We start from the raw sequence: 23,107 nt of genomic DNA on the forward strand, positions 1-23,107 counted from the left end.
ACGCAAGGCGCCTGACTTCGGCCCTGGGTTGTTGCGAGCCCCCTGCCCCCATGCTAGAGCGAAACTACTCCGCATCGGCTTGGCCGGTGATGACGGGATGGCCTCGTGGCGGAGTGGTTACGCAGAGGACTGCAAATCCTTGCACCCCGGTTCGATTCCGGGCGAGGCCTCCACCCCCTTCTCGTCACGTCCACTCAGCTCTTTGCGGGACGCAACGCCGCGTTCACCCGCGGCCAGCGGCGACCGATTTTGATTGTCAGCCGTCGCCGCGAGCGGCGCATGCGGGCGCTGTCGACGGAGAGAATCACGAAACCGACGGGGAACATCCAGGCGCCGAGGATGGGAAGGAAACTGAACATCCCGCCGGCGATGAAAGACCAGCCGAGTACCTGCCGTCGCAGACGCGTGCGCGGCAACCGGAAGCGCCGACCAAAGACCACGGCCGAGACCGGCGGACGGGCTGCATCGGGACGGATGGTTTGGCGATCGGGCGTGGTGACGGTTTCCATCTCGGCAGTGATGGCCCCGGCAAGCCGGCGGATCAATGGCAAGGCCGATCAAAATGATACCCGGCGACGATTGGCCCTTGGCAATGACGAAGCACCTGTGTTATTCGCGCCGCTCTCACGACGAGCACGTGATCCTCGGTAGCTCAGTGGTAGAGCAACCGGCTGTTAACCGGTTGGTCGCTGGTTCGAATCCGGCCCGGGGAGCCAATTCAAAAACCTCCGGAGCGCCCATGCGCCCCGGAGGTTTTTTGTGTCCGGCCAAGGCCCCGTCCGGCGTGTGGTGAGACTTACGGCCGCAGCGGCAGTCTTGCGCGGCGCGATCGGGGATGGTCGCCTGCCGCCGCCCGTGTGCGACAGGAATCACCATGACCACATCCATCATCCGCAGCCGCAGCCTGATCACGGGTGTCGCCCACCGCTTCGCCTGCCATGGGATGGACGACGGCGCCGTGCTCCAGGAGGACGGCGTCATTGTCGCCGTGGACCGGTTCGACGCGCTTCAGGCCCGCCATCCCACCGTCGCGGTGGTTGGCACCGGGACGGAGGTCATGCTGCCAGGCTTCGTCAACGCCCATCACCATGTCGGTCTCACTCCGGTCCAGCTCGGCTCGCCCGATATGCCGCTGGAACTGTGGTTCATCACGCGGATGGTGATCCGCAATCTCGATCTCTACCTCGACACGCTCTATTCCGCTTTCGAGATGGTCGGCTCGGGCGTCACCACTGTTCAGCACATCCAGAGCCTCTTGCCGGGCACCCTCCCCGAGGTCGACGCCAAGTGCTCTGAGGTGATCCGTGCCTATGAGGACATCGGCATGCGCCTGTCCTACTGCTATTCGGTGCGAGACCAGAACCGGCTCGTTTACCGGGCCGACGATGAGCTTGTCGCCTCCCTGCCGGCGCCCCTGCGCGATCCGATGAAGCGCTATTTCGACCGGTTCCGCACCAGCCTCGACGAGGTCATGGGGCTGTTCGAGACGTTGCTCGCCCGCCACGCCGGCAAGCGCCGCGTCCGCATCCAGCTTGCCCCCGCCAATCTGCACTGGTGCTCGGACAGGGCCCTCGCGGCGCTGGCCGACATGGGGGCTAAACATGCAGCCCCGCTGCACATGCATCTGGTCGAGACCGCCTATCAGAAGGAATATGCGCGCCGCCGGAGCGGCGGCACGGCCCTCGAACACATCGACCGGTTTGGCCTCGTCAACGAGCGCCTGACCATCGGCCATGGCGTGTGGCTCAGCGAAAGCGATCTCGACCGCGTCGCCGCGGCCGGCGCCTGCATTTGCCATAACTGCTCGTCGAATTTCCGCCTGCGGTCAGGCGTCGCAGCACTCAACGCGTTCGAGGCGCGCGGCATCCGTACCGCCATCGGCATCGACGAAGCAGGCATCAACGACGACCGCGACATGCTGCAGGAACTGCGCATGGTTCTGCGGACCCACCGGGTGCCCGGCATGGACGAGACCGAGGTGCCGACCGTCCCGCAGGTCCTGCGCATGGCCACGACAGGCGGTGCCGCCACGACGCCCTATGGCGCCACCATCGGCGCGCTCGAGGTCGGCAAGGCCGCAGATCTCGTCCTCTACGACTGGAATGCTGTCGCCTACCCCTATCTCGATGCGGAAACGCCGGTCATCGACGCGCTGGTCCAGCGTGCCAAGCCCGCGGCAATACGGACGGTCATGTGCGACGGCGAGATCATCTATACCGATGGCCGCTTCACCCGCGTCGACCGCGATGCGGCCTTGAAGGCTCTGCACGACGATCTCGCCAAGGCGCTGGCCGACGACGAGGTCGAGCGCCGGGTGCTCTCCAAGGCGCTGCTGCCCCATGTGAGGCGCTTCTATGCCGACTATATCGATCCCGCACGCCACGAGCCGTTTTACCGGACGAGTTCGCGGATCTGAGACCCTGACGAATTCACCATCCCGCTGGTGAACCGGCTGCGCCGGGCACCCGTAAGGCGTTCATGTCGCAAGCTCCTGCCATCGTCTGGTTTCGGGATGACCTCCGTCTGGCGGACCATCCGGCGCTCGCGCGGGCGGCGGCTTCAGGCGCACCGGTGATCTGTCTCTACATCCGCGAGGATCCTGGCCAACGGCAGCGCCCCCTCGGGGCCGCCGCACGCTGGTGGCTGGCCGGCAGCCTGCGCGCCCTCGACGAAGCCCTGCGGAGCATGGGCCAGCGCCTCATTCTGCGATCGGGAGCCGCTTCGGAGGTCATGGCCGCCGTGATCGCGGCCAGCGGCGCAAGGACGGTGTTTTGGAACCGGCGCTACGATGCCGGCGGCATCGCCGTCGACACGGCGCTGAAGGCGGAACTCGCCGCGCGCGGCATCGCGGTGGCGAGCCTGCCGGGAAATCTTCTGCGCGAGCCCTGGGAGGTAAAATCCGGCGCGGGAGATCCGATGAAGGTGTTCTCGCCCTTCTGGCGTGCGCATCAACGCCTGGGCGACATCCGTGAGCCCTTGCGCAGGCCGACCGCCCTCGCTCCGTTCAACGGCGGCCTGGCGAGCGAAGATCTGGCATCCTGGGACCTGGAGCCGACGAAGCCCAACTGGGCCAGCGGCTTTCCCGAGGCCTGGACGCCCGGCGAGGCCGGCGCCCAGACCGCCCTCGCCGCCTTCCTTGTTGGGGCGCTCGGGGGCTATGCCGAGGCCCGTGACCGACCGGACCGGCCGTCCACCTCGCGGCTGTCACCGCATCTGCGCTTCGGCGAGATCTCCCCGGTGCAGATCTGGCGCCAGGCCCATATGGCGGCAGGCCTCGACGGCAGCCGGGACCTGACGAAATTCCTCGCGGAGATTGGCTGGCGGGAATTCGCCTATCATCTTCTCTTCCACTTTCCGGACCTCGCCGAGACCAATTTCCAGCCACGTTTCGACGGGTTTCCGTGGCGGGACGACGCGGCGGCTCTGGCGGCCTGGCGGCGCGGCCGCACCGGCTACCCTTTGGTCGATGCCGGCATGCGCCAGCTCTGGCAGACCGGCTGGATGCACAACCGGGTCCGCATGGTCGTCGCCTCTTTTCTGGTAAAGCACCTGCTCATCGACTGGCGCGCCGGCGAACGCTGGTTCTGGGACACTTTGGTCGACGCCGACGTCGCCAACAATCCCGCGAGCTGGCAATGGGTCGCCGGTTCGGGCGCCGACGCGGCGCCCTATTTCCGCATCTTCAACCCGATGCTTCAGGGTCAGAAATTCGATCCGCACGGCAACTACGTCCGGCGCTGGGTGCCCGAACTCGCCGCATTGCCGAAGGATGCGATCCATGCACCTTGGGAGGCGCCTGAGCCCGTCCTCGCAAAGGCCGGGATCCGCCTCGGCGAAACCTATCCGCACCCGGTGGTTGATCACGACGCGGCGCGCCGGCGGGCCCTCGATGCCCTGGCCGAAATCCGCGACCCCTCCGCCGCATGAGCGCCTTGTCCTGGACTTTCCCCCTGCCCCTTCCGCATTCCCGACATGGGAACCCCAGCGGCATTGAAGGATTGAAGAAATTGCCTAGTCTAGCAATGACGCCAGAGATCGACCTCCCGTGCGGATCGACCAAGCGGCTTGTCCGCTTGGTGTGGAACGGTCCGCGAGATCGCCGGTGTCCTGCGCCCTCGAAACATTCCGAATGAACGGAAGAGCGTCGTCCCGATGAGCATGACCAGCCGGCCCTCCGCCCGTTTCGCCGAAACCATCGAGGTTACCAAGGAGAGCCTGCGCCGCGCCACGGCGGGTTTGCCCTCGCTGATGCGCCTGGCTCTCGGCTATCCCCTGAAGATTCGCTACGGCCAGCTGACGCTGCGCCTGCCAGACGGGCGGCGGCTGCTCTTCCGCGGCGCGGACGCCGGACCGAGCGCCGAGATGGTCGTGCACGACCTGAAATTCGCGCGCCGGCTCATCCTGGACGGGGATGTCGGCTTCGCCGAGGCCTATATCCGCGGCGAGTGGGACACGCCTGACCTCTCGGGATTCCTTCACTTCTTCGCCTTCAACATGGAGGCGGTCCGCAACCTCACCCGCTTCAATCCGGTCGCGCGTGTGCTCCAGCGCTACCGGCACTGGCGCAACCGCAACACCCGCACCCAGGCCAAGCGCAACATTGCGGCCCATTACGACCTCGGCAATGCCTTCTACCGGGAATGGCTTGACCCCTCCCTGACCTATTCATCGGCGCTTTTCGAACGCGGCGACGAGACGCTGCACGAGGCCCAACTCGCCAAATATCGCCGTCTTGCGCGCGACCTCGTGCTCAAGCCAGGCGATCACGTCCTCGAAATCGGCTGTGGCTGGGGCGGGTTTGCCGAGGTCGCAGCCCGCGAGTTTGGCGCGCATGTCACTGGCCTAACCCTGTCGGAGGAGCAGTTCACGCATGCGACGCGGCGGATGGCGGAAGCCGGCCTCGCCGACCGCGTTACCATCAAGCTGCAGGATTACCGCGACGAGCGCGGTCGCTACGATGCCGTCGCCTCGATCGAGATGTTCGAGGCGGTCGGCAAGGAATACTGGCAGACCTATTTCGACAAGGTCGCGGGCTGCCTGCGGCCGGGTGGCCGCGCCGGGCTGCAGGTGATTACCATCGACGAGGCCTATTTCAGCGACTATGTCCGCGAGATCGACTTCATCCGGGCCTATATCTTTCCGGGCGGCATGCTGCCGACGCCGACCCACATGCGCGACCTGCCCCGGCGGAGCGGCCTGAAAATCGAAAGCGAACTGGGCTTCGGACAGGACTACGCCCGCACCCTCAACGCCTGGGCCGGCAGCTTCACCACGGCGTGGACGGGCCTCGTTCCGCTCGGTTTCGACGAGCGCTTTCGCCGGATGTGGCTCTATTACCTCTGCTATTGCGAGGCCGGTTTCCGGACCGGCGGCATCGACGTCAAGCAGATGGTCTATCGCCGCGACTGAGCCTGGCCGGCGCCCGGGCGACCAGGCGCGGGGTTGAGCGGCAGGCGGCGCTCGGATAGCGTCCCCGCCGGGAGCGGAGCCTGCGCATGTCCTTTGCAGCCAATGTCGTCGACGCTATCGGCAACACGCCGCTCATCCGCCTCGCGCGGGCGAGCGAGGCGACTGGCTGCACCATCCTCGGCAAGGCCGAGTTCATGAACCCCGGACAGTCCGTCAAGGATCGGGCGGCGCTCTATCTCGTTCGCGACGCCATGAACAAGGGCTTGGTACGCTCTGGCGGCACCATCGTCGAAGGGACGGCGGGCAATACCGGCATCGGCCTCGCCATGGTTGGCCGGGCCCTGGGGCTCGCCTGTGTCATCGTTATTCCGGAGACCCAGTCGAAGGAGAAGAAGGACACCCTGCGCCAGCTTGGCGCGCGTCTCATCGAGGTCCCCGCGGTGCCCTATGCCGATCCGAACAATTTCGTGAAGGTTTCGGCACGGGTCGCCGAACGGCTGGCGCGGGAGAATGCCGACGGCGCCTTCTGGGCCAACCAGTTCGACAATGTCGCGAACCGCCTGGCCCATGTCGAAACCACCGGGCCGGAAATCTGGCGCGATACGGGGGGCCGGATCGACGGCTTCATCTGCGCCATCGGATCGGGCGGTACGCTCGCCGGCACTGCCATGGCCCTGAAGGACCGATCATCGGCCGTGACGATCGGCTGCGCCGATCCGATGGGCGCGGCGATGTACTCCTGGTTCACCAGCGGCGAACTGAAATCCAGCGGCTCCTCCATCAGCGAGGGGATCGGCCAGGGCCGCGTGACGGCCAATATTGCCGGGGCTCCCGTGGACGTCGCTTTCCAGATCCCCGACACCGAAGCGATCCCCGTCATGTTCGACCTGCTCGAGCACGAGGGCCTGTGCGTCGGCCCCTCCTCGGGCGTCAATGTGGCCGGGGCCATCCGTCTTGCCCGCCACATGGGTCCCGGCCACACGATTGTGACCATTCTCTGCGACTATGGCTTCCGCTATGCGTCGAAGATCTACGACCCCACCTTCCTGCGCAGCAAGGGGCTCGCCGTTCCCGCGCTGCTCGAACAGCCGGCCCTGCCCCTCGTCGACCTCCTGCCGGTGACCTGATGCCCACTGAGTTCCTTTTTCGTGACGATGCCTACATCGCCGAGTGCGAGGCGGTAGTCACCGCCATCACCGAAAAGAACGGCGCCTTCGGTGTCGAACTCGACCGCACCGTCTTCTATCCGACCGGCGGCGGCCAGCCTGGCGACAATGGCTCGCTGCTGGTCGCGGGGACGGCGCTGGACGTCACCACAACCGTCTACGGCGACACCAAGGGCGATATCATCCACGTCATCGCACCCGGAGCGACACCTCCGGCCGTGGGAACGCGCCTCGTGGCGCGGATCGACTGGCCGACGCGCCACGCCCGCATGCGGATGCATACGGGCCTGCATCTCCTCTCGGTCGTTCTGCCCTATCCGGTAACGGGCGGATCGATCGGCGCCGAAGAGAGCCGGCTCGATTTCGACATCCCCGAATCCGGGCTCGACCGCGACACCCTGACTGAGAAGCTCAACGAACTGATCGGACAGGATGCCGCCGTGACCGACCGGTGGATCACCGATGCCGAACTCGAAGCCAATTCCGGGCTGGTCAAGACCATGGCCGTGAAGCCCCCGATGGGCTCTGGCAAGGTGCGGCTGGTCGAGATCGCCGGCCTCGATCTCCAGCCCTGCGGCGGCACCCATGTGCGCCGCACTGGCGAGATCGGGCGGATGGCGGTTTCGGCCATCGAAAAAAAGGGCAAGCTGAACCGGCGCGTGCGCGTCGTGTTCGCATGAGGAGACGACCCCTGTGAGCACCCTTCCTTCGTCCTGGCTGCGATCCACCGATTGGCTCGCCAACCATATCGACTTTCCCGACCTCGTGATCCTCGACGCGTCCTACTATCTCTCGACCATGAAGCGCGACGCGGAGGCAGAGTTCCTGGCGGGGCATATTCCGGGCGCCCAGCGTTTCGATATCGACGCGGTGAAGAACGCCGAGTCGGATCTGCCGCACATGATGCCCCCGGCTACGGTCTTCTCCGCAGCCTGCCGCAAGCTCGGCATCGGTGACGGCAAATCTGTGCTGATCTATGACGGTCTTGGCCTGTTCTCCGCCCCGCGGGTCTGGTGGATGTTCCGCAATTTCGGCGTGGAGCGGGTTTTCATTCTCGACGGCGGCCTGCCGAAATGGGTTGCGGAGGGCCGGGCCCTGGAAGCTGGACCGGCCCGCCCACGCGAGGCGCGCCACCTCACCGCCCGGCAGAACCACGGCGCCGTCGCCGATCTCGGCGACGTCAAGAAGGCGCTGGCGAGCGGCAAGGTCCAGGTGGTGGACGCTCGCCCGGCCGACCGCTTCCGCGGCGAGACGCCGGAGCCGCGCGCCGGCCTGAAGTCCGGCCACATGCCGGGCAGCCTCAACGTGCCTTTCGCCGGCCTCCTCGAAAACGGCCGCCTCGTTTCGCAGGAGCGCATCCGCGAGGTCTTCGCGCAGAACGGGGTCGATCTCGATCGGCCCGTCATCACCACCTGCGGTTCGGGCGTCTCGGCAGCCATCCTCTGGCTGGCGATCGATGCGGTCGGCAAGCAGCCGGCGGGGCTCTATGACGGCTCCTGGGCCGAATGGGGCGCCCGCGACGACTGCCCGGTGGCGACCGGGCCGGCCTGACCCGGCCAGCCACTTCTGCAATCGACACCCCGCGAAAAAAGGGCGCCGTATGGCGCCCTTCTCCATCGGGTCATACCTTCACCTCAGTGCAGGATCTGGCTGAGGAAGAGCTTGGTGCGTTCATGCTGCGGGTTGGAGAAGAACGGCGCCGGCTCGTTCATCTCGATGATCTGCCCGTAATCCATGAAGATCACCCGGTTCGCGACCTGCCGGGCAAAACCCATTTCGTGGGTGACGCAGAGCATGGTCATGCCCTCCTCGGCGAGGCCTACCATCGTGTCCAGCACCTCCTTGACCATTTCCGGGTCAAGGGCGGAGGTCGGCTCGTCGAACAGCATGATCTTCGGGCTCATGCAGAGCGCGCGGGCGATGGCAACGCGCTGCTGCTGGCCACCCGAAAGCTGGCCGGGATATTTCAGCGCCTGCTCGGGAATGCGCACGCGCTTGAGATAGTGCATGGCCACTTCCTCGGCATCCTTCTTGGGCATCTTCTTGACCCAGATCGGCGCCAGCGTGCAGTTCTCGAGGATGGTCAGGTGCGGAAAGAGGTTGAAGTGCTGGAACACCATGCCGACCTCGCGGCGGATCTCGTCGATCTTCTTCAGGTCGTTGGTCAATTCGATACCGTCAACGACAATGGTGCCCTGCTGGTGTTCCTCCAGCCGGTTGATGCACCGGATCATGGTCGACTTGCCCGAGCCCGAGGGCCCGCAGATGACGATGCGCTCACCGCGCTGCACGGTGAGGTTGATGTCCTTCAGGACGTGGAACTCGCCGTACCACTTGTGCATACCGGTAATGGAGACGGCGATTTCGTTGGTCGTGGTCGGCATCTTCGCGACGGAAGCACTGGCCATTCAGAACTCCTAGGATCCAGTTTGACGGTGGGCCGTTCTTAGCGGCGGCGTCCGGTGTTGAGGCGGTTCTCGACGAAGATCGAGTAGCGGGACATGAAATAGCAGAAAGCAAAGTAGATGATCCCCGCGAAAGCGAAGCCGGTATAAAGTGTCACAGGGCTGGCCCATTGCGGGTCGGTGAAGCCGGCCCTGATGCCGCCGAGCAGGTCGAAGATCGCCACGATGGACACCAGCGTGGTGTCCTTGAACAGGCCGATGAAGGCGTTGACGATCCCCGGGATCACCAGCTTCAGCGCCTGTGGCATGACGATCAGGCTCATCATGCGCGGATAGTTCAGCCCGAGGGCCATGGCCCCCTCGAACTGGCCCTTCGGAATGGCCTGCAGGCCACCGCGGATGGTCTCGGCCATATAGGCCCCGGAGAAGACCGAGACGCCGACCAGCACGCGTACCATGGCGTCGGGCGAGCGCTCCAGGAAGAGCGGCAGCATATAGGTGGCGAAGAACAGCACTGTGATCAGCGGCACGCCGCGCACCAGTTCGATCACCGCCACCGACAGCAAGCGAATGATCGGCATCTTCGAGCGTCGGCCGAGCGCCAGGGCGACGCCGATCGGCAGTGCGGCGACGATGCCAGTGGTCGCCACCACCAGGGTGACAAGCAGCCCGCCCCATTGCCGCGTCTCGACGATCGGGAGCGCGGGATCTGCGAAAAGGCCGGTGCGCACCAGCAGCAGAAGGAGGGTGCCGACGGCGATCGCAGCACCGCCCCATTGAAGGAACACGACATTGGGGGGGCCCTCGACACGGCTCATCAGATAGCCGGCGACGAGCGCAAGGCCGCCAAGGATTGCCAGCCAGCCGCCGACGCTGAGCCAAGGATTGATGATGGAACCACCATAAAGGAGGTTGAACGCCAGGATCGGGAAGGCGCCAAAGAAGAGGACGGCGTTCAGCGGCTTCTGCGGTACCGACGGGATGAGCAGCGGAACCAGCAGGGCGATCGCAGCGCCGTAGGTCAGATTGACCCGCCAGCGCTCCTCCACGGGGTAAAACCCGTACATGAACTGGCCGAATTTGGCCCAGACGAAGGGCCAGCAGGCGCCGACGGAACGCCCGACCTTGTCGTCCAGACACGCATCGCGGTCGGCACCGGTCCAGACGGCGCGGATAACGGTGAAATCGACGAAGGTCCAGATCGCCAAAACCGCGATATAGCCGCCGACCAGTGTCAGCAGGGCCTGCAACGGGCTGGAGAACAGGTTGGCGCGCGCCCAACCCCAGGGACCGACGAGGCTCGCCGGCGGCGGCAGCGGCAGAAGCAGGTCGGAGCGCGTGAAGGACGTGGTCATGGCTGCGCCCTCACCGTTCCACCAGCGCGATGCGCTGGTTGTACCAGTTCATGAAGATGGAGGTGACGATCGAGATCGTCAGGTAGCAGCCCATCCACATGGCGATGATCTCGATCGCCTGACCGGTCTGGTTGAGGATCGTGCCGCCGACGGAAACCATGTCGGGATAGCCGATGCCGACGGCCAGCGACGAGTTCTTTGCAAGGTTCAGATATTGGCTGGTGAGCGGGGGAATGATCACCCGCAGCGCCTGCGGCACGACGACGAGATTGAGGATGCGGCCCTCGGGAAGGCCCAGCGAGCGGCCAGCTTCGGTCTGGCCATAGCTCACCGCCTGGATTCCGGCGCGCACGATCTCGCCGATGAAGGCGGCGGTATAGGCCACCAGCGCCAGCGTCAGGGCGACGAATTCCGGGATCAGCGTCATGCCGCCGGTCAGATTGAAGCGTCCCTGTTGGGCATAGTCGAAGGATACCGGCATGCCGGCGACGACATAGGCGAGGATCGGCAATCCGAGGATCAGACCAGCCATGCTCGCCGCGACCGGGAATTGCTGCCCCGTAGCCGCCTGCCGCTTGAAGGCCCAGGACCGCACCGCGAAAGCCGCGACAATGCCGATGACGAGGGCGATCCCGATAGAGCCGGAACCGGTTTCGAAGATCGGGCGTGGCACGGTAATGCCGCGCTGGTTGGCGAAAAACAGGCCGAAAAGCGAGTGCGAATTGCGCGGTGTCGGCATCGAGGCAAGCACCGCAAGGTACCAGAACAGAATCTGGAACAGCAGCGGCAGGTTGCGGATCACCTCGACATACCAATAGGCGATCTTCGAGATCACCCAGTTCGGCGAAAGCCGGGCGACGCCGACGACGAAGCCGAGCAGGGTCGCAAAGAAGATGCCGACGATCGCCACCAGGAGCGTGTTCAGCAGGCCGATCAGGAAGGCCCGCCCGTAAGACATCGATTCCGACCAGGGGATCGGCGTCTGCGAGATACCGAAACCGGCGGTCTGATCGAGAAAGCCGAAACCGCCGGCAATATTCTGGTTGCGCAGGTTGGTCACGGCATTGGTGACCGCGGTGAAAATGACGAAGACCAGCAGAGCGAGCGCGAGCCCCTGGAAGATCAGGCTTCGCGTCTTGGGATCGTTGAAAAACGCCACTTTGGGCGCATCGGTCGCGCGAGCCGGCAATGTGCCGTCCGTCATGTTCGCCATCCCCTGCTCTGGCCCGGCGAGTGCCTTCTCAGTGGAAAGCGGTTGTCTTCGCCGGAGGACCGTCCCGGATCGTGGACCCGGGACGATGATCGTGTCTAGTCGCTAGGCGCCGTTTTTTTAAGCGCGCTCAGCGGATAGGCGGCGCGTACTGGAGGCCCCCTTTGGTCCACAGGGCGTTGAGGCCGCGCGAGATGCCGAGGCGGGTCGAGGGGCCGACATTGCGGTCGAAAATCTCGGCATAGTTGCCGACATGACGCACGATGCGGACGACCCAGTCACGGCTGAGGCCAAGAGCCTCGCCAAAATTGCCCTCGACGCCAAGTACGCGGCGGATCTCGGGATTGGTCGACTGCAACATCTGATCGAGATTGGCCTTGGTGATGTTGAGTTCCTCCGCCGTGATCATGGCGAAATGGGTCCACTTCACGAGGTCGAACCACTGATCATCGCCGTGGCGGACCACCGGACCCAGCGGCTCTTTCGAGATGATCTCGGGCAGGACCACGTGGTCATCCGGCTTAGCGAGCTTGACGCGCTCGGCATAGAGGCCCGACGCATCGGTCGTGAAGACGTCGCAACGTCCGGAATCGTAGGCCTTGATCGTCTCGTCTGCGGTGGCGAAGACCACCGGCTCGTACTTCAGATTGTTAGCGCGGAAGAAGTCGGCGACGTTCAGTTCCGTGGTGGTGCCGGTCTGCACGCAGACCGAGGCGCCGGAGAGTTCGCGGGCGCTCTTCACGTTGAGCGACTTGCGGACCAGGAAGCCTTGGCCGTCGTAATAGTTGATGCCGGCAAAGTTCAATCCGAGCGACGTGTCTCGCTGGATCGTCCAGGTCGAGTTGCGCGAGAGAACATCCACTTCGCCCGACTGAAGGGCGGTGAAGCGGTCTTTGGCCGAGAGCGGCGAGAAGCGAACCTTCGAGGGATCGTTGAAGATGGCCGCGGCGAGGGCACGGCAGAAATCGACGTCGAGCCCGGTCCAGTTGCCGGCGCTGTCTGGCTGGGAGAAACCGGCGAGGCCCTGGCTGACGCCGCACTGCACGAAGCCCTTGTTCTGGATGTTGCGAAGCGTCGAGGGCGCCTGGGCCAGGGCGGCCGTGGCGCTGAAGCCCAGTGCTGCTCCAAGCGCAAGGGTGGAGACGATACGTTTCATGGTGGCAGCCTTTCCCACTCTGAATGTGGTCGATTTGTTGTCCTTTGCGGGCACCCAAAAGGCACCGTCGTCGGGGACGTTGACCCCGAAGACACCGCATTTCTGCATCACAGGCCATCTCGTGGGCGGGGTCAAGGGCTTGACGGACGCCCATTTCGCCGTGGAAATGCCGCTCCCAACTCCGGGACAGACTCTTTCAAAACGCCCACTTTCCCAACAATTCGAGGCAGATATGGCTGGCCCTTCCGATCCCAAGCGCCTGGCGGAGCGCACGCGGCTCGTGCTGGGCGGTCGCAAGCCGGCCGAGCAATTCGGCTTCGTCAACACGCCGATTTATCGCGGCTCGACGGTCCTCTACCCCACTTACGAAGAGCTGAAGTCGCGGCGCCAGAAATATGTGTATGGCACCAAAGGGACACCGACGACTCGCGCTCTCGAGGAGGCCTGGACCGACCTGTCCGGGGCCGCCGGAACCGTGCTGGTCCCCTCAGGCCTCGCCGCCATCGCCGTCGCGCTGCAATCCTGCCTGAAGGCGGGCGACCACATGCTGGTCACCGACTCCGTCTACCGCCCGACCCGGCAATATGCCGAGGGCGTGCTGAAACGCTTCGGCGTCGAGACCACCTACTATGACCCGCTGATCGGTGGCGGCATCGGCGCGCTGATGCGGCCGAACACCACTGTCGTCTTCACCGAGGCGCCGGGGTCGCAGTCCTTCGAGATGCAGGACATTCCCGCCATCGCCGCGGTCGCCCATGCGAAGGACGCCCTCGTCGTCATGGACAATACCTGGGCGACGCCGCTCTATTTTCCGCCGCACGAGCGCGGCGTCGACATCGCCATCGAGGCGGGGACGAAATATCTCGGCGGTCACTCCGATATTCTCATGGGCCTGGTAACGGCCAATGAGCGCGCCTGGCCGGCCCTGAAGGAGACCTTCGACCTCACCGCCATCGGGGCCGGACCGGAGGACTGTTTCCTCGCCCTGCGCGGCCTGCGCACCATGAAGCTGCGCCTCGACGAGGCCAACCGCCAGGGCATGGCCATGGCCACCTGGCTGGCGGAGCGTCCCGAGGTCAAGACGGTGCTGCATCCCGCCTTCCCCTCCCATCCCGGCCACGCCATCTGGAAACGCGACTTCAAGGGCGCCTCGGGGCTCTTCTCGGTCATCCTGCATCCGCTCTCCGAGCAGCAGCTCGGCGCCTTCCTCGACGGCCTTGAACTGTTCGGCATGGGCTATTCCTGGGGCGGCTACGAGAGCCTGGTCGTGCCGTTCGACTGCGCCCCCTACCGGACGGCAACCACCTGGAACCCCGGCGGACCGGCGTTGCGCTTCCAGATCGGCCTCGAGGATGTCGCCGACCTTCAGGCCGATCTCGCAGCCGGATTCGAACGGATCAAGGCGGTCGGCTGACGTCAGCCGCGCAGGCGCCTGGCGATCCGGCCAAGCGCCTGCCGGACCCGCCGGGCCGGCATCGGGAAGGGCCTGCGCTCGGGCCCCGGCGTGAACACCAGCGCGCGTCGCGCGAACCACTCGCGCGTCATCACCGTGAACCACGCGCCCCACAGCGAGCCGACGACGATGTCGGTGAAATAATGGGCGTCCACTGCCACACGGCTGAAGGCGATGATGACCGCCGCGGCGATGAATCCGTTGCGCCAGCGCGGAAACAGCGCCGCGAAGGCGAGCGCGATGGCGAAGGCCGTCTGCGAATGGCCTGACGGAAAGCTCGCGAAGGACGACTGCCAGCTCGGGAACTGGAAGTGCAGCGCGCCGAATTCCTCGAAATAGCGCGGCCGCCCGCGGGCAATGATGCGCTTCACGATGGTGATGATGAGACCCGAACCGCCGACGGCGATGAAGACGAAGGCGAGGCGCGCCGCCAGGGCGAGCATGACCTTGTCGGCGAAGCCTCGCACCGGCGTGACGGCGGCGAAGATCACGAGGACCAGCACACCGCTGGGGATCAGCACCCAGCTGGACTTCCCCATATCGGTGACGACCTCCCAGACCCCGGCGGCGGCGCCGGACGTATAGGCGCGAACGCCCTGGAATACCGGGTCGAGATAGGCCATGCCGGCGAGGATCAAGGCCAAGGCAACCAATCCCGCGCAGAACCTTTCGGCACCGCTCTGGAAGACCCGCAGGGACGGCGAGGCATGCGGACGGACCGGGCGGAACAGGCGCTGGATCGCGCTGGTCAGCGTGGCCGCGAAATCGTCCAGCCGGCGGCGCAGCCCGCGGCGGGCCTCGGCGGCGGCGACGGAAGGTGTCGAAACGCTCATGGCGTCCGTTTAGGCCATTTGCCGCGTGCGGTCACTGTCCCGCGGCGCAAAGCCGCGTGCTGCGGCAGATGAAGGGGTGACCTTTGGCCGGCGCGGCGTTAAGGAGGCGCCTTTCCCCACCAGATTGCCTACGGTCATGCTCGGTTATCTCGCCCTCCCTGCTTTCATCGCCACGATTCCGGCGGCCAACTGGCTCATCGGCAACGTTGGCACCGTCTGCGTTCCCAACGGCCCCTGCCTCATCCCCGTCGGCTTCGGCCTGATGGCGCCCAGCGGCGTGTTGATGATCGGCTTGGCATTGGTGCTGCGCGATCTCGTCCAGCGCCGGCTCGGCCTCCTCTGGTCGCTCGGCGGCATCGTCGCCGGCGCCGCCCTGTCCTGGACGGTGGCGTCGCCGGCCCTCGCCCTCGCCTCGGCCGCCGCCTTTCTGTTCTCCGAACTCGCCGATACCGCGATCTACACGCCGCTGGCCAGAAAGCGGCTCATCGCCGCCGTCTGGGCCTCGAGCCTCGTCGGCACGGTCATCGACTCGACGCTCTTCCTCTGGCTCGCCTTCGGCTCGGTGAGCCTGCTGCCAGGCCTCGTCCTCGGGAAGGTCTGGATGGTGGCCGCCGCGACGGCGGTCCTCTGGTTCATGCGCCGCCGCGATCCCGCGGCCTTCGCGGCGCGGTGACGAGGCAACGGGCCTCTTCCGCTCGGCCGAATTGACGGGCCCTCCGGCAGGCGCGCCCGATGGGGACGGTTCACGGTCCGGGAGGAAGCACCCATGGCTGCCCTTTTCGATCTCTCAGGCCGCGTCGCCATCGTCACCGGCGGCAATGGCGGCATCGGGCTGGGCATGGCCGAGGCACTGGCCGGCTCCGGCTGCGCGGTTTCCATCTGGGGACGCAACGCCGACAAGAACGCGGCGGCAGTCACCCGCCTGAAGGCGACGGGCGGTCTGGTCTCCGCCAGAATCTGCGACGTTGCCGACAGGTCGGCGGTGGAAGAGGCCTTCGCCGCAACCCTCGCGGAATTCGGTCGGGTCGACGGCCTCTTCGCCAATGCCGGCATCACCGGCCCGACCAAGGGCCCCTTCATCGACCGCGACATGGGGGACTGGCGGACCGTCATGACTGCCAATGTCGAGGGCGTCGCCCATTGTTTCCAGCTTGCCGCCCGCCACATGGTCGAGCGCGCCAAGGCGGGGGATCCCTTCGGCCGTCTCGTCGCGACCTCCTCGGTCGCTTCCATCGAAGGTGCCGCCTACAACGAGCATTACGGAGCGTCGAAGGGGGCCCTGAACGCCTTCGTTCGCGCCATCGCCGTGGAACTGGCGCGCCACGGCATTACCGCTAACACCATCCTGCCGGGCTGGATCGAGACCGACATGACGGCGAAAGCCTTGGCTGACGAGAAATTCGTCAAGGCCGTCGCGCCGCGCATTCCCGTTCGCCGTTTCGGCACACCGGCCGATTTCGGCGGTATGGCGGTCTTTCTGATGAGTCGTTCCTCCGCCTATATGACCGGCCAGACCCTGGTCATCGACGGCGGCTACAGTATCTTTTAGCCGGCCCAGGATTGCCATCAGCAGGGCACGGCCGTAAGCAGCGGTGACGTCCCGTCATCGCCCTGTCGTGCAGGCGGGACATGACCACTTGCGTCCCCGGCCCGACGGCCGCTTCCCACCGGATCCCTGCCATGTCTCTTCCCGTTCTCGGCGTCGCCCTGCCTCTCGAAGGCCTGCGCCAGCACCGCTCCTGGATCATCGAAAGCCAGCGCGACCTCGAACTGCAGGACTTTTTCTGGGCAGAGGTGCTGAACGGCGACTGGAAACCGCTCGCCGAGGCGATCCGGAAGGAGCTCGACGGCCATACGGGCCGCCTCGGCATCCACGGGCCGTTCTGGGGCTTCAGCATCGCCAGCCTCGATCCCGACGTGCGCCGGCTCGTCGCCCGGCGTATGGACCAGGGCCTCGACGTCTGCGCGGCACTCGGCGCGACGCAGATGGTCATCCACTCGCCCTACACGACCTGGGACCACAACAATCTCGACTACAATCCGGGCGCCCGCCTGCAGGTCGTCGAGCGGACCCACGACACGCTTGCGGCAGCCGTGCGCCGTGCCGCGGACATGGGTGTCGTGCTGGTCATCGAGAACATCGAGGACTGCGATCCCGCCGACCGGGTCGCCCTTGCCCGCTCCTTCGACAGCCCCGCCGTCCGCGTCTCGATCGACACCGGCCACGCCAACTACGCCCATACGAGCAACGGGGCACCGCCCGTCGACTATTATGTCAGCGCCGCCGGCGACATGCTCAACCACGTCCATCTGCAGGATTCGGACGGCTATGCCGACCGCCACTGGAATCCCGGCGAGGGCACGATCGTCTGGCCGCAACTGTTCCGGACACTGGCAAGGCTCACCAGCAATCCCCGGCTGATTCTCGAAGTGCGCGACAAGGCCCGGGTGCGCGCCGGTGCCGACCACCTGATCGGCCTTGGCCTCGCCCTGTGATGTAGCGCGGCGTGGTCGCCATTGGCGACCACGGGCTCAGCCCTGATCGCCAGGGTGGATCGCGACATTCGGATGGTGCGCGAGATGCGGCGGCTTTGGCCGCTGCTGCCCGGCTCGCCATCCGACCCTGCGCCCGCGAGCCCCCATATATTTCGATATGCGAATGCATCTGTGATCCGCTACCCTGTGGCAAAGAACACGGGAGGACGGACATGCGGCTCACAAGACGAACCCTGCTCGGCGCGACGGCCGGGCTGATCGCTGCGTCCCGGCCGGGCCACGCACAGATCGCCAAGGCTCGGATGGGGCGTGCCGAACTGTCGATCCTCACAGACGGCAGCATCACCCTCCCCGGAAGCCTCCTGGCACGAGACGCGCCGCGCGACGAGGTGTCGAGCCTGCTGACCGCGGCCGGCCTGCCCACCGACGAGGTGACCAACGGGCTCAATGTCCCGGTTGTCGCGTATGGCGAGGATCTCGTCATGTTCGATTCGGGGGCCGGCCGGAACTTCCTGCCGACGACCGGCCGACTGCCCGACTCGATGGAAAGCGCCGGCATCGACCCCGCGAAGGTCAAACATGTGCTGTTCACGCATGCCCATCCCGACCATCTCTGGGGAGCACTCGACGATTTCGACACGCCGGCCTGTCCCAATGCCGTCTACCATCTGGCCCAGGCGGAATGGGACTTCTGGTTCGATCCGGGGGTCTTCTCGCGGCTGCCCGAGGATCGCCACGCCTTCGCCGCCGGTGCGCAGCGGGTGTTGAAGGCTCTCGAGCCGCAGCTCAAGCGCTTCCGGCCGGGTGACGAACCCGTTCCGGGCATCGCGGCGATCGACACAGCCGGGCACACGCCCGGCCATGTCTCTTTCGAGGTCAGGGTCGGCGGAGAGCCCTTCGTCGTGGTCGGCGATGCCCTCACCCATCCTGTCCTGTCCTTCGCGCGGCCGGACTGGACGGCCGGTTTCGACCAGGACGGACCGACAGCCGCAGCCAGCCGCCGCCGCCTCCTCGGCAAGCTCGTGTCGGACAAACTGCCGCTCGCGGCCTACCATCTGCCGCGCGGCGGGCTCGGCCGGGTCGAGCAGAGCGGCGCCGCCTACCGCTTCATCCCCGCGGCCTGAGCATCACTCGGCGGCGGACCGGCGACGGTCGGACCGGCGCAGGAGGGCCCTCAGCCATTCCAGCATCGATCCTTCGAGCAGGATTGCGATGCCGATCCGCGCGCCGAGAACCATGCCGATCACCGCCACCGGCCAGGAAACCGCCAGCAACGAGCCGGCGGTGAGGCCCTGGCCGATCGTGCAGCCGCCGGCGAGCACGCCGCCTAGGCCCATGCAAACGGCACCTGTCAGGTGACGGCGCATTTCCCGCTGGTCATCGAAAGCCTCCCAGCGGAACTCGCGGGCCAGGATCGCCGCTGCCGCCGAGCCGACGATGACTCCGAAGACGCTCATGACGCCGAAGTCGAGGAGGAGGCCCTCCCCTGTAGCGAGGGCAAACAGGGCGCGCGCCACTGGCGCCACGAATGTCAGGCTCTGCACCCGGATCTGCTCGGCGAAGGGGTCGGCCAGGGGACCGGTCACCGCCCAGCCGACAACGACGCCGAGGCCGAGGGTGACGGACGCGGTGAGGAGGCGGGGCGACCGGCGCAGGCGCGCGTCGGCCAGCGCCGCTGCGATGAGGACAATCACGATCAGCGGTCCGAGGAACTGGCCCGCAGGCGGGCCGATCCAGCCATCGATGAGTGCGGGATAGGAGCCGATTGCACCCGTAGGCAGGGAGATGGCCACCGACTCGATGGTACCGATGCGCAGGCCGGCGAGGATGCCGCGCAGCACGGCATAGGCGAGGACCGCGAAGATCAGCAGTGTCACCAGGCTGCGCAGGTCACCCGTCCCAAGGCGCACCAGCGAGCCGAAGGCGCAGGTGCCAACCAGCGCCATGCCGAGCCCGAACAGGATCGCGCCGGCCAGCGTACCGGCGAGCGCGAGGCGGGCGGGTACATAGGTGGTGGTTCCCGGGTCGAAGCCGAGAACAAGGACCAGCGCCTGCACGCCAAGGATCGCGAGCGCGAGTGACAGACCGAAAGCCCGCAGCCGCCGCCAGTTGCCGCCAACCAGCCCGTCCTCGACCGCTCCGAATGTGCAGAGTTTCGCCCGCTGGACGGTGAAGCCGCAGGCGAGGCCGACGGCGAGACCGGTCAGCCCCACGGTGATGGCCGCAAGTCCTTGCATCCATCCTCCCACGGGCGCGTGGCGACGGCGCCCTTGTCGTTAGGGTGCGCCCGGTGTTCCGGGTCGGCACAACGCAGCCTTCGCGCCGCTGTTGCAGAAGATATCGTAGACGACGCGGATCACCTGCCGAACATTTTCATTGGCGAGGCTGTAATAGACTGAGGTGCCCTCGCGCCGCGTCGTCACGAAACCGTCGAAGCGCAACCGGGCCAGTTGCTGCGACACCGTTGGCTGGCGCAGCGACAGAATCGTCTCAAGTTCGCCGACAGAGCGTTCCTTCTCGGCGATCAGGCAAAGCAGCAGCAGCCGGCTCTCATGCGCGAGCGCCTTGAGAAAATCGCTGGCGTCACGCGCGTTCCGCATGAGCTGTTCGAGTTCGACGGAGTATTCCTCGCCGTCGCGCAATGCGTCTTCGATCGATTTCGGGACGATCGTCTCGTTCATCCTGGCCTTCCCTGCGCCGGCATCGACGGCGCCGCGGACCCGGCCCGTTCGCGATGATCACGAACCATTTTGGTCAACAAGCCCCAGAACGTCGACGCGTCAATATAGCCGATCAAGCGCCCGATCTCGCGGCCCTCGTGCATGAGGACGAAAGTGGGCGAGTAGTGGACAGGCAACTTGAGTGCCAATCCCTCGGGCTGCCCCCGGTCCATGTTGATGCGGCGGAGAGGAGCCAGACGCCCCTCTTCCGACGCTTCATAGGCGGGAGCAACCTCCCGGTTCCAGCGGACACACCAGGGGCATCCCGCCCGCTCGAACATCAGCAGTTCGAGCGACCGAGCGGGACTTGCAGCCGTTCCGACCGCAAGCGATGCCAACAGGATGAGCCAGTGGAACAGGCGCATGAGCGGGTCTCGATCAGGGCTGGTTTACCGGCGACTGCCGGTCGAACAGATAGGCCAGGACGTCCTTAATCTGCTCGATGGTCAACACCTTCGAAGAGCCGAACCGGGGCATGTTCGAACAGGCCACCGCCGCCTGGGCGTTGAAGATCTTGATATAGGCGTCGCGGATCAGTTCCGGGTCATAGTTCCGCTCGCGTCCGTAACCGGCGAGGCTGGGCCCGAGCGTCCCGAAGCTGACCTCCTTGGGGCTCATCTGGTGGCAGGCATAGCAATTGCCACCGGCAACCGTCCCTGCCGGATCGGAGAACTGGAAGCCTCGGCCATTGTTCGCGACCTGGAAGCCCTTCCGCCAGTCACCGAGGAAGTTGCCGTCCGGCGGCAGCACGACGCTCGCGCGCTCGCGCGCCTGGATGGCCTCTGCCTCGGCGCCGGAAACCTGGTTGCGACGGTCGGTGCAGGTGCGCTGGGTGTCGTCGAGCACGGCCCGAGCCCGCCATTCCGGCGAGACGCGGGTGAACATGCCGTCGATCAGCGCATCGACCTTGGCCGGATCGACCGGCGGACGATCCTGCGCGTCGACCGATGTGACGGTCAGGGCGATACCGCAAACGAGCAGTGTGCGGATCAGTTTCGATGAGAACGAGACCATTGGGGGCCTCCTATCAGCGCTTGATGGAGGGAACGGTGATCTCACCGCCCGCCGCCTGGACATTGAGGAACATCTGGAGAGCCGTCAGGCCGTCCGAGGCATAGGCCGGCTCCGGCCAGCGCTGCTGGCGGAAGCAGTCCCAAAGACGGTGCTGCATGGTCCTGAGCGCGCTCTGCGAGACGCGATAGGTCGGCCAGGACCCCATCGTCTCCTGTGCCTGTTTGCCGGGCGTCGAGAAATCCGGCAAGCCTTGCAGGCGGATCCGCTTGCCCGGCTCGGCGTGGCAGGTGGCGCAGGAGAAGTCCAGGACGCCGGCGCGCCGGTAGAACAGCGCCTCTCCCATCGCCGTCATCTCCCGCTCACGCGGATGGGCATTCTGCGGCTGGATCGGCGTGCCATTTGACTTGTTGGCGATGAAAGCGACCAGATCCTCCATGTCGGAGGCCCGTCCCGGACCGGAAAAGCGGCGACGAATTACGTCGGCCGTGTCGAGACCCTGGATTTTCTCCATGCACCATAAGAGCCGTTGTTCGAGGTCCATGACCCGATCCGCATCGGCAAAGTAGCGCGGCAGCTTGGCATAGGCCCCCTCGAGCTTGCCGGGCCCCTCGCCAAGGTCGCAGGCCTCCAGTGACACCGCCTTGGTGCCGCGCGCCTGTGCCCACAGAACTTCGCCGCGGTCCACTGCCAGATATCCGGGATTGGCCATCGGATCGTTGATCATGGCCCGGTAGCGTTCGATTTCCCGCTCGCTCTCGTCCTGCGTCTGCGCCATGGCTCCCATGAGACCGGCGCAGGTGGCAGCCGCCACGACAAGGGCGATTAACCTCCCCATTCGATTCATGATTGTCTCCTTCGGCTTCGTCCCTGGCCGCCCTCTGGCGGGGCGATCCGTAAGGCTTCGTCTTTCGCGCTTTACATTCACGAAAAACTATATTCCTATATGTCGAAGCTTGCAGGTGCGACCTGCGGCGTCAAGAAGAAGATCGAGCGGTTCCGCAAGAGAGCCGGCGCAGGTTGGAAACCACGAAGGAGGTCCCCATGGCGGGTCCAGTCGTCTATCGGACGAGACGCAGCGTGCTGCATATGGCAGCCCTTGCCGCCGCAGCATCCGTCATCGCGCCGCGCTTGTCGAAGGCCGATGCCAAGGCGGTCGAGGCGGAAATCAAGAAGCTCTATGACGGCAAGACCATCGCCGATGGCCGGGTCAAGCTTGACGTTCCCCAGATCGCCGAGAACGGCCTCGTGGTTCCCATCACGGTCGACGTCGAAAGCCCGATGACCGAGCAGAACTACGTCAAGGCCGTGCACGTCTATGCTGACGGCAACCCCCTGCCCGGCGTCTTCACCTTCCGCTTCTCGCCGCTTTCGGGACGGGCTTCGGCCTCCACCCGCATGCGCCTGGCGCAGACGCAGAACATTGTCGCGGTCGCCGAGATGTCGGACGGATCGCTGTTCACCACCAAGGCCGAGGTGAAGGTCACCATCGGCGGTTGCGGCGGCTGAGGGAGGATAGAACCATGGCAACGAGACCCACCCCCCGCGTTCGCGTGCCCGGCAACATCAAGGCCGGCGATGCCGTCGAGGTGAAGACGCTCATTTCTCACGAGATGGAGAGCGGCCAGCGCCGCGGCCAGGACGGCAAGCCGATCCCGCGCAAGATCATCAATCGTTTCACGGCGACGTTCAACGGCAAGCCGGTCTTCGAGGCCGACTGGCATGCCGCGATCTCCGCCAATCCCTACCAGTCCTTCTTCTTCAGGCCGTCGGAAAACGGCGAGCTGAAGATGGTCTGGAAGGACGATGACGGCTCGGAATATACGGCGACCAGCCGCATCACCGTGAGCTGAGGCAAGGGCCGGGCGCCGCCGGCGCCCGCGCAGCCTCCTT

General features: G+C 65.9%; 24 protein-coding genes and 2 tRNA genes. 15 read left to right on the plus strand and 11 right to left on the minus strand.

Annotation, left to right across the window (positions count from 1 at the left end; all coding sequences use genetic code 11):
• Positions 1-99: 99 nt before the first annotated feature.
• Positions 100-173, plus strand: a tRNA-Cys gene (locus tag Q0C57_RS06210).
• Between the two features lie 21 nt (positions 174-194).
• Here the strand turns inward: Q0C57_RS06210 and Q0C57_RS06215 are convergent.
• Positions 195-551: a hypothetical protein gene (locus Q0C57_RS06215; RefSeq protein ID WP_296573612.1), complete on the minus strand. Its 357-nt coding sequence runs from the start codon at positions 549-551 to the stop codon at positions 195-197.
• Between the two features lie 90 nt (positions 552-641).
• On the opposite strand from Q0C57_RS06215, the gene Q0C57_RS06220 reads away from it, so the two are divergent.
• The 7 genes from Q0C57_RS06220 (at position 642) to sseA (ending at position 8,126) form a co-directional block, all read left to right on the plus strand.
• Positions 642-716: transfer RNA gene (locus Q0C57_RS06220), tRNA-Asn, on the plus strand.
• Positions 717-874: 158 nt separating this feature from the next.
• Positions 875-2,416, plus strand: a complete 1,542-nt coding sequence (locus Q0C57_RS06225; RefSeq protein ID WP_296573615.1) for an amidohydrolase family protein — start codon at positions 875-877, stop codon at positions 2,414-2,416.
• Positions 2,417-2,478: 62 nt separating this feature from the next.
• A complete protein-coding gene (locus Q0C57_RS06230; RefSeq protein ID WP_296573618.1) occupies positions 2,479-3,927 on the plus strand; it encodes a deoxyribodipyrimidine photo-lyase in 1,449 nt (482 codons plus the stop codon).
• A 225-nt stretch (positions 3,928-4,152) separates the two neighbouring features.
• Entirely contained in the window at positions 4,153-5,409 is a 1,257-nt protein-coding gene (locus Q0C57_RS06235; protein ID WP_296573622.1) for a cyclopropane-fatty-acyl-phospholipid synthase family protein, read from the plus strand.
• Positions 5,410-5,495: 86 nt separating this feature from the next.
• A complete protein-coding gene (locus tag Q0C57_RS06240; protein WP_296573625.1) occupies positions 5,496-6,536 on the plus strand; it encodes a cysteine synthase A in 1,041 nt (346 codons plus the stop codon).
• On the plus strand, positions 6,536-7,255 hold the full coding sequence (locus Q0C57_RS06245; protein ID WP_296573628.1) for an alanyl-tRNA editing protein: 720 nt from the start codon (positions 6,536-6,538) through the stop codon (positions 7,253-7,255). The genes Q0C57_RS06240 and Q0C57_RS06245 overlap by 1 nt, the downstream gene beginning before the upstream one ends.
• Positions 7,256-7,268: 13 nt before the next feature.
• On the plus strand, positions 7,269-8,126 hold the full coding sequence (gene sseA / locus Q0C57_RS06250; protein ID WP_296573631.1) for a 3-mercaptopyruvate sulfurtransferase: 858 nt from the start codon (positions 7,269-7,271) through the stop codon (positions 8,124-8,126).
• A gap of 83 nt (positions 8,127-8,209) precedes the next feature.
• On the opposite strand, the gene Q0C57_RS06255 is transcribed toward sseA, so the two are convergent.
• From Q0C57_RS06255 to Q0C57_RS06270, 4 genes are all read right to left on the minus strand, one after another.
• Positions 8,210-8,983 carry an amino acid ABC transporter ATP-binding protein gene (locus tag Q0C57_RS06255; RefSeq protein ID WP_296573633.1) on the minus strand — a complete coding sequence of 258 codons (774 nt, stop codon included), beginning with the start codon at positions 8,981-8,983 and terminating at the stop codon, positions 8,210-8,212.
• Positions 8,984-9,021: 38 nt separating this feature from the next.
• Positions 9,022-10,335: an amino acid ABC transporter permease gene (locus Q0C57_RS06260; protein ID WP_296573636.1), complete on the minus strand. Its 1,314-nt coding sequence runs from the start codon at positions 10,333-10,335 to the stop codon at positions 9,022-9,024.
• 10 nt (positions 10,336-10,345) lie between these two features.
• Positions 10,346-11,548, minus strand: coding sequence for an amino acid ABC transporter permease (locus Q0C57_RS06265; protein ID WP_296573639.1), 1,203 nt, complete (start codon positions 11,546-11,548; stop codon positions 10,346-10,348).
• Positions 11,549-11,675: 127 nt separating this feature from the next.
• Positions 11,676-12,701 carry an amino acid ABC transporter substrate-binding protein gene (locus Q0C57_RS06270; protein ID WP_296573644.1) on the minus strand — a complete coding sequence of 342 codons (1,026 nt, stop codon included), beginning with the start codon at positions 12,699-12,701 and terminating at the stop codon, positions 11,676-11,678.
• 232 nt (positions 12,702-12,933) lie between these two features.
• Between Q0C57_RS06270 and metC the strand changes: the two genes are divergently transcribed.
• Positions 12,934-14,115, plus strand: a complete 1,182-nt coding sequence (gene metC, locus Q0C57_RS06275) for a cystathionine beta-lyase (protein WP_296573646.1) — start codon at positions 12,934-12,936, stop codon at positions 14,113-14,115.
• 2 nt (positions 14,116-14,117) lie between these two features.
• Here the strand turns inward: metC and Q0C57_RS06280 are convergent, their stop codons facing one another.
• Positions 14,118-14,987, minus strand: coding sequence for a phosphatase PAP2 family protein (locus Q0C57_RS06280; RefSeq protein ID WP_296573648.1), 870 nt, complete (start codon positions 14,985-14,987; stop codon positions 14,118-14,120).
• A gap of 136 nt (positions 14,988-15,123) precedes the next feature.
• Between Q0C57_RS06280 and Q0C57_RS06285 the strand changes: the two genes are divergently transcribed.
• The 4 genes from Q0C57_RS06285 to Q0C57_RS06300 all read left to right on the plus strand — a co-directional run bounded on the left by Q0C57_RS06285 (position 15,124) and on the right by Q0C57_RS06300 (position 18,607).
• The gene (locus tag Q0C57_RS06285; protein ID WP_296573650.1) at positions 15,124-15,660 is read left to right on the plus strand and encodes a VUT family protein; all 537 of its coding nucleotides are present in this window, start codon (positions 15,124-15,126) and stop codon (positions 15,658-15,660) included.
• 93 nt (positions 15,661-15,753) lie between these two features.
• Positions 15,754-16,536 (plus strand): SDR family NAD(P)-dependent oxidoreductase, encoded by a 783-nt coding sequence (locus tag Q0C57_RS06290; protein WP_296573654.1) that lies wholly within the window; start codon positions 15,754-15,756, stop codon positions 16,534-16,536.
• 131 nt (positions 16,537-16,667) lie between these two features.
• The gene (locus Q0C57_RS06295; RefSeq protein WP_296573658.1) at positions 16,668-17,483 is read left to right on the plus strand and encodes a sugar phosphate isomerase/epimerase; all 816 of its coding nucleotides are present in this window, start codon (positions 16,668-16,670) and stop codon (positions 17,481-17,483) included.
• A 212-nt stretch (positions 17,484-17,695) separates the two neighbouring features.
• Positions 17,696-18,607, plus strand: a complete 912-nt coding sequence (locus tag Q0C57_RS06300) for an MBL fold metallo-hydrolase (RefSeq protein ID WP_296573661.1) — start codon at positions 17,696-17,698, stop codon at positions 18,605-18,607.
• Positions 18,608-18,610: 3 nt separating this feature from the next.
• On the opposite strand, the gene Q0C57_RS06305 is transcribed toward Q0C57_RS06300, so the two are convergent.
• The 5 genes from Q0C57_RS06305 to soxA are packed head-to-tail and all read right to left on the minus strand — an operon-like array spanning position 18,611 to position 22,001.
• The gene (locus tag Q0C57_RS06305) at positions 18,611-19,720 is read right to left on the minus strand and encodes a YeeE/YedE family protein (protein WP_296573664.1); all 1,110 of its coding nucleotides are present in this window, start codon (positions 19,718-19,720) and stop codon (positions 18,611-18,613) included.
• A 39-nt stretch (positions 19,721-19,759) separates the two neighbouring features.
• Positions 19,760-20,164 carry a metalloregulator ArsR/SmtB family transcription factor gene (locus tag Q0C57_RS06310; protein WP_296573666.1) on the minus strand — a complete coding sequence of 135 codons (405 nt, stop codon included), beginning with the start codon at positions 20,162-20,164 and terminating at the stop codon, positions 19,760-19,762.
• Entirely contained in the window at positions 20,161-20,568 is a 408-nt protein-coding gene (locus Q0C57_RS06315; RefSeq protein ID WP_296573669.1) for a hypothetical protein, read from the minus strand. Before Q0C57_RS06315 ends, Q0C57_RS06310 begins: the two co-directional genes overlap by 4 nt.
• Positions 20,569-20,581: 13 nt before the next feature.
• Positions 20,582-21,217 (minus strand): sulfur oxidation c-type cytochrome SoxX, encoded by a 636-nt coding sequence (gene soxX / locus Q0C57_RS06320; protein ID WP_296573672.1) that lies wholly within the window; start codon positions 21,215-21,217, stop codon positions 20,582-20,584.
• Positions 21,218-21,230: 13 nt separating this feature from the next.
• Positions 21,231-22,001, minus strand: coding sequence for a sulfur oxidation c-type cytochrome SoxA (gene soxA, locus Q0C57_RS06325; protein ID WP_296573773.1), 771 nt, complete (start codon positions 21,999-22,001; stop codon positions 21,231-21,233).
• A gap of 257 nt (positions 22,002-22,258) precedes the next feature.
• On the opposite strand from soxA, the gene soxY reads away from it, so the two are divergent.
• Both soxY and soxZ read left to right on the plus strand, forming a co-directional pair.
• Complete coding sequence (gene soxY / locus Q0C57_RS06330) at positions 22,259-22,723, plus strand: thiosulfate oxidation carrier protein SoxY (protein ID WP_296573676.1); 465 nt, start codon at positions 22,259-22,261, stop codon at positions 22,721-22,723.
• 14 nt (positions 22,724-22,737) lie between these two features.
• Positions 22,738-23,067 (plus strand): thiosulfate oxidation carrier complex protein SoxZ, encoded by a 330-nt coding sequence (gene soxZ / locus Q0C57_RS06335; protein ID WP_296573679.1) that lies wholly within the window; start codon positions 22,738-22,740, stop codon positions 23,065-23,067.
• Positions 23,068-23,107 lie beyond the last annotated feature (40 nt).

This window comes from Phreatobacter sp., assembly GCF_022843985.1.
Classification (GTDB): Bacteria; Pseudomonadota; Alphaproteobacteria; order Rhizobiales; family Phreatobacteraceae; genus Phreatobacter.

What these genes read in the sequence shown, in the direction of transcription:
- Q0C57_RS06225 (WP_296573615.1), top strand. Translation starts at nt 875, where the DNA reads ATGACCACATCCATCATCCGCAGCCGCAGCCTGATCACGGGTGTCGCC.
- Q0C57_RS06230 (WP_296573618.1), top strand. Translation starts at nt 2,479, where the DNA reads ATGTCGCAAGCTCCTGCCATCGTCTGGTTTCGGGATGACCTCCGTCTG.
- Q0C57_RS06235 (WP_296573622.1), top strand. Translation starts at nt 4,153, where the DNA reads ATGAGCATGACCAGCCGGCCCTCCGCCCGTTTCGCCGAAACCATCGAG.
- Q0C57_RS06240 (WP_296573625.1), top strand. Translation starts at nt 5,496, where the DNA reads ATGTCCTTTGCAGCCAATGTCGTCGACGCTATCGGCAACACGCCGCTC.
- Q0C57_RS06245 (WP_296573628.1), top strand. Translation starts at nt 6,536, where the DNA reads ATGCCCACTGAGTTCCTTTTTCGTGACGATGCCTACATCGCCGAGTGC.
- Q0C57_RS06255 (WP_296573633.1), bottom strand. Translation starts at nt 8,983, where the DNA reads ATGGCCAGTGCTTCCGTCGCGAAGATGCCGACCACGACCAACGAAATC.
- Q0C57_RS06260 (WP_296573636.1), bottom strand. Translation starts at nt 10,335, where the DNA reads ATGACCACGTCCTTCACGCGCTCCGACCTGCTTCTGCCGCTGCCGCCG.
- Q0C57_RS06265 (WP_296573639.1), bottom strand. Translation starts at nt 11,548, where the DNA reads ATGGCGAACATGACGGACGGCACATTGCCGGCTCGCGCGACCGATGCG.
- Q0C57_RS06270 (WP_296573644.1), bottom strand. Translation starts at nt 12,701, where the DNA reads ATGAAACGTATCGTCTCCACCCTTGCGCTTGGAGCAGCACTGGGCTTC.
- metC (WP_296573646.1), top strand. Translation starts at nt 12,934, where the DNA reads ATGGCTGGCCCTTCCGATCCCAAGCGCCTGGCGGAGCGCACGCGGCTC.
- Q0C57_RS06280 (WP_296573648.1), bottom strand. Translation starts at nt 14,987, where the DNA reads ATGAGCGTTTCGACACCTTCCGTCGCCGCCGCCGAGGCCCGCCGCGGG.
- Q0C57_RS06285 (WP_296573650.1), top strand. Translation starts at nt 15,124, where the DNA reads ATGCTCGGTTATCTCGCCCTCCCTGCTTTCATCGCCACGATTCCGGCG.
- Q0C57_RS06290 (WP_296573654.1), top strand. Translation starts at nt 15,754, where the DNA reads ATGGCTGCCCTTTTCGATCTCTCAGGCCGCGTCGCCATCGTCACCGGC.
- Q0C57_RS06295 (WP_296573658.1), top strand. Translation starts at nt 16,668, where the DNA reads ATGTCTCTTCCCGTTCTCGGCGTCGCCCTGCCTCTCGAAGGCCTGCGC.
- Q0C57_RS06300 (WP_296573661.1), top strand. Translation starts at nt 17,696, where the DNA reads ATGCGGCTCACAAGACGAACCCTGCTCGGCGCGACGGCCGGGCTGATC.
- Q0C57_RS06305 (WP_296573664.1), bottom strand. Translation starts at nt 19,720, where the DNA reads ATGCAAGGACTTGCGGCCATCACCGTGGGGCTGACCGGTCTCGCCGTC.
- Q0C57_RS06310 (WP_296573666.1), bottom strand. Translation starts at nt 20,164, where the DNA reads ATGAACGAGACGATCGTCCCGAAATCGATCGAAGACGCATTGCGCGAC.
- Q0C57_RS06315 (WP_296573669.1), bottom strand. Translation starts at nt 20,568, where the DNA reads ATGCGCCTGTTCCACTGGCTCATCCTGTTGGCATCGCTTGCGGTCGGA.
- soxX (WP_296573672.1), bottom strand. Translation starts at nt 21,217, where the DNA reads ATGGTCTCGTTCTCATCGAAACTGATCCGCACACTGCTCGTTTGCGGT.
- soxA (WP_296573773.1), bottom strand. Translation starts at nt 22,001, where the DNA reads ATGGGAGCCATGGCGCAGACGCAGGACGAGAGCGAGCGGGAAATCGAA.
- soxY (WP_296573676.1), top strand. Translation starts at nt 22,259, where the DNA reads ATGGCGGGTCCAGTCGTCTATCGGACGAGACGCAGCGTGCTGCATATG.
- soxZ (WP_296573679.1), top strand. Translation starts at nt 22,738, where the DNA reads ATGGCAACGAGACCCACCCCCCGCGTTCGCGTGCCCGGCAACATCAAG.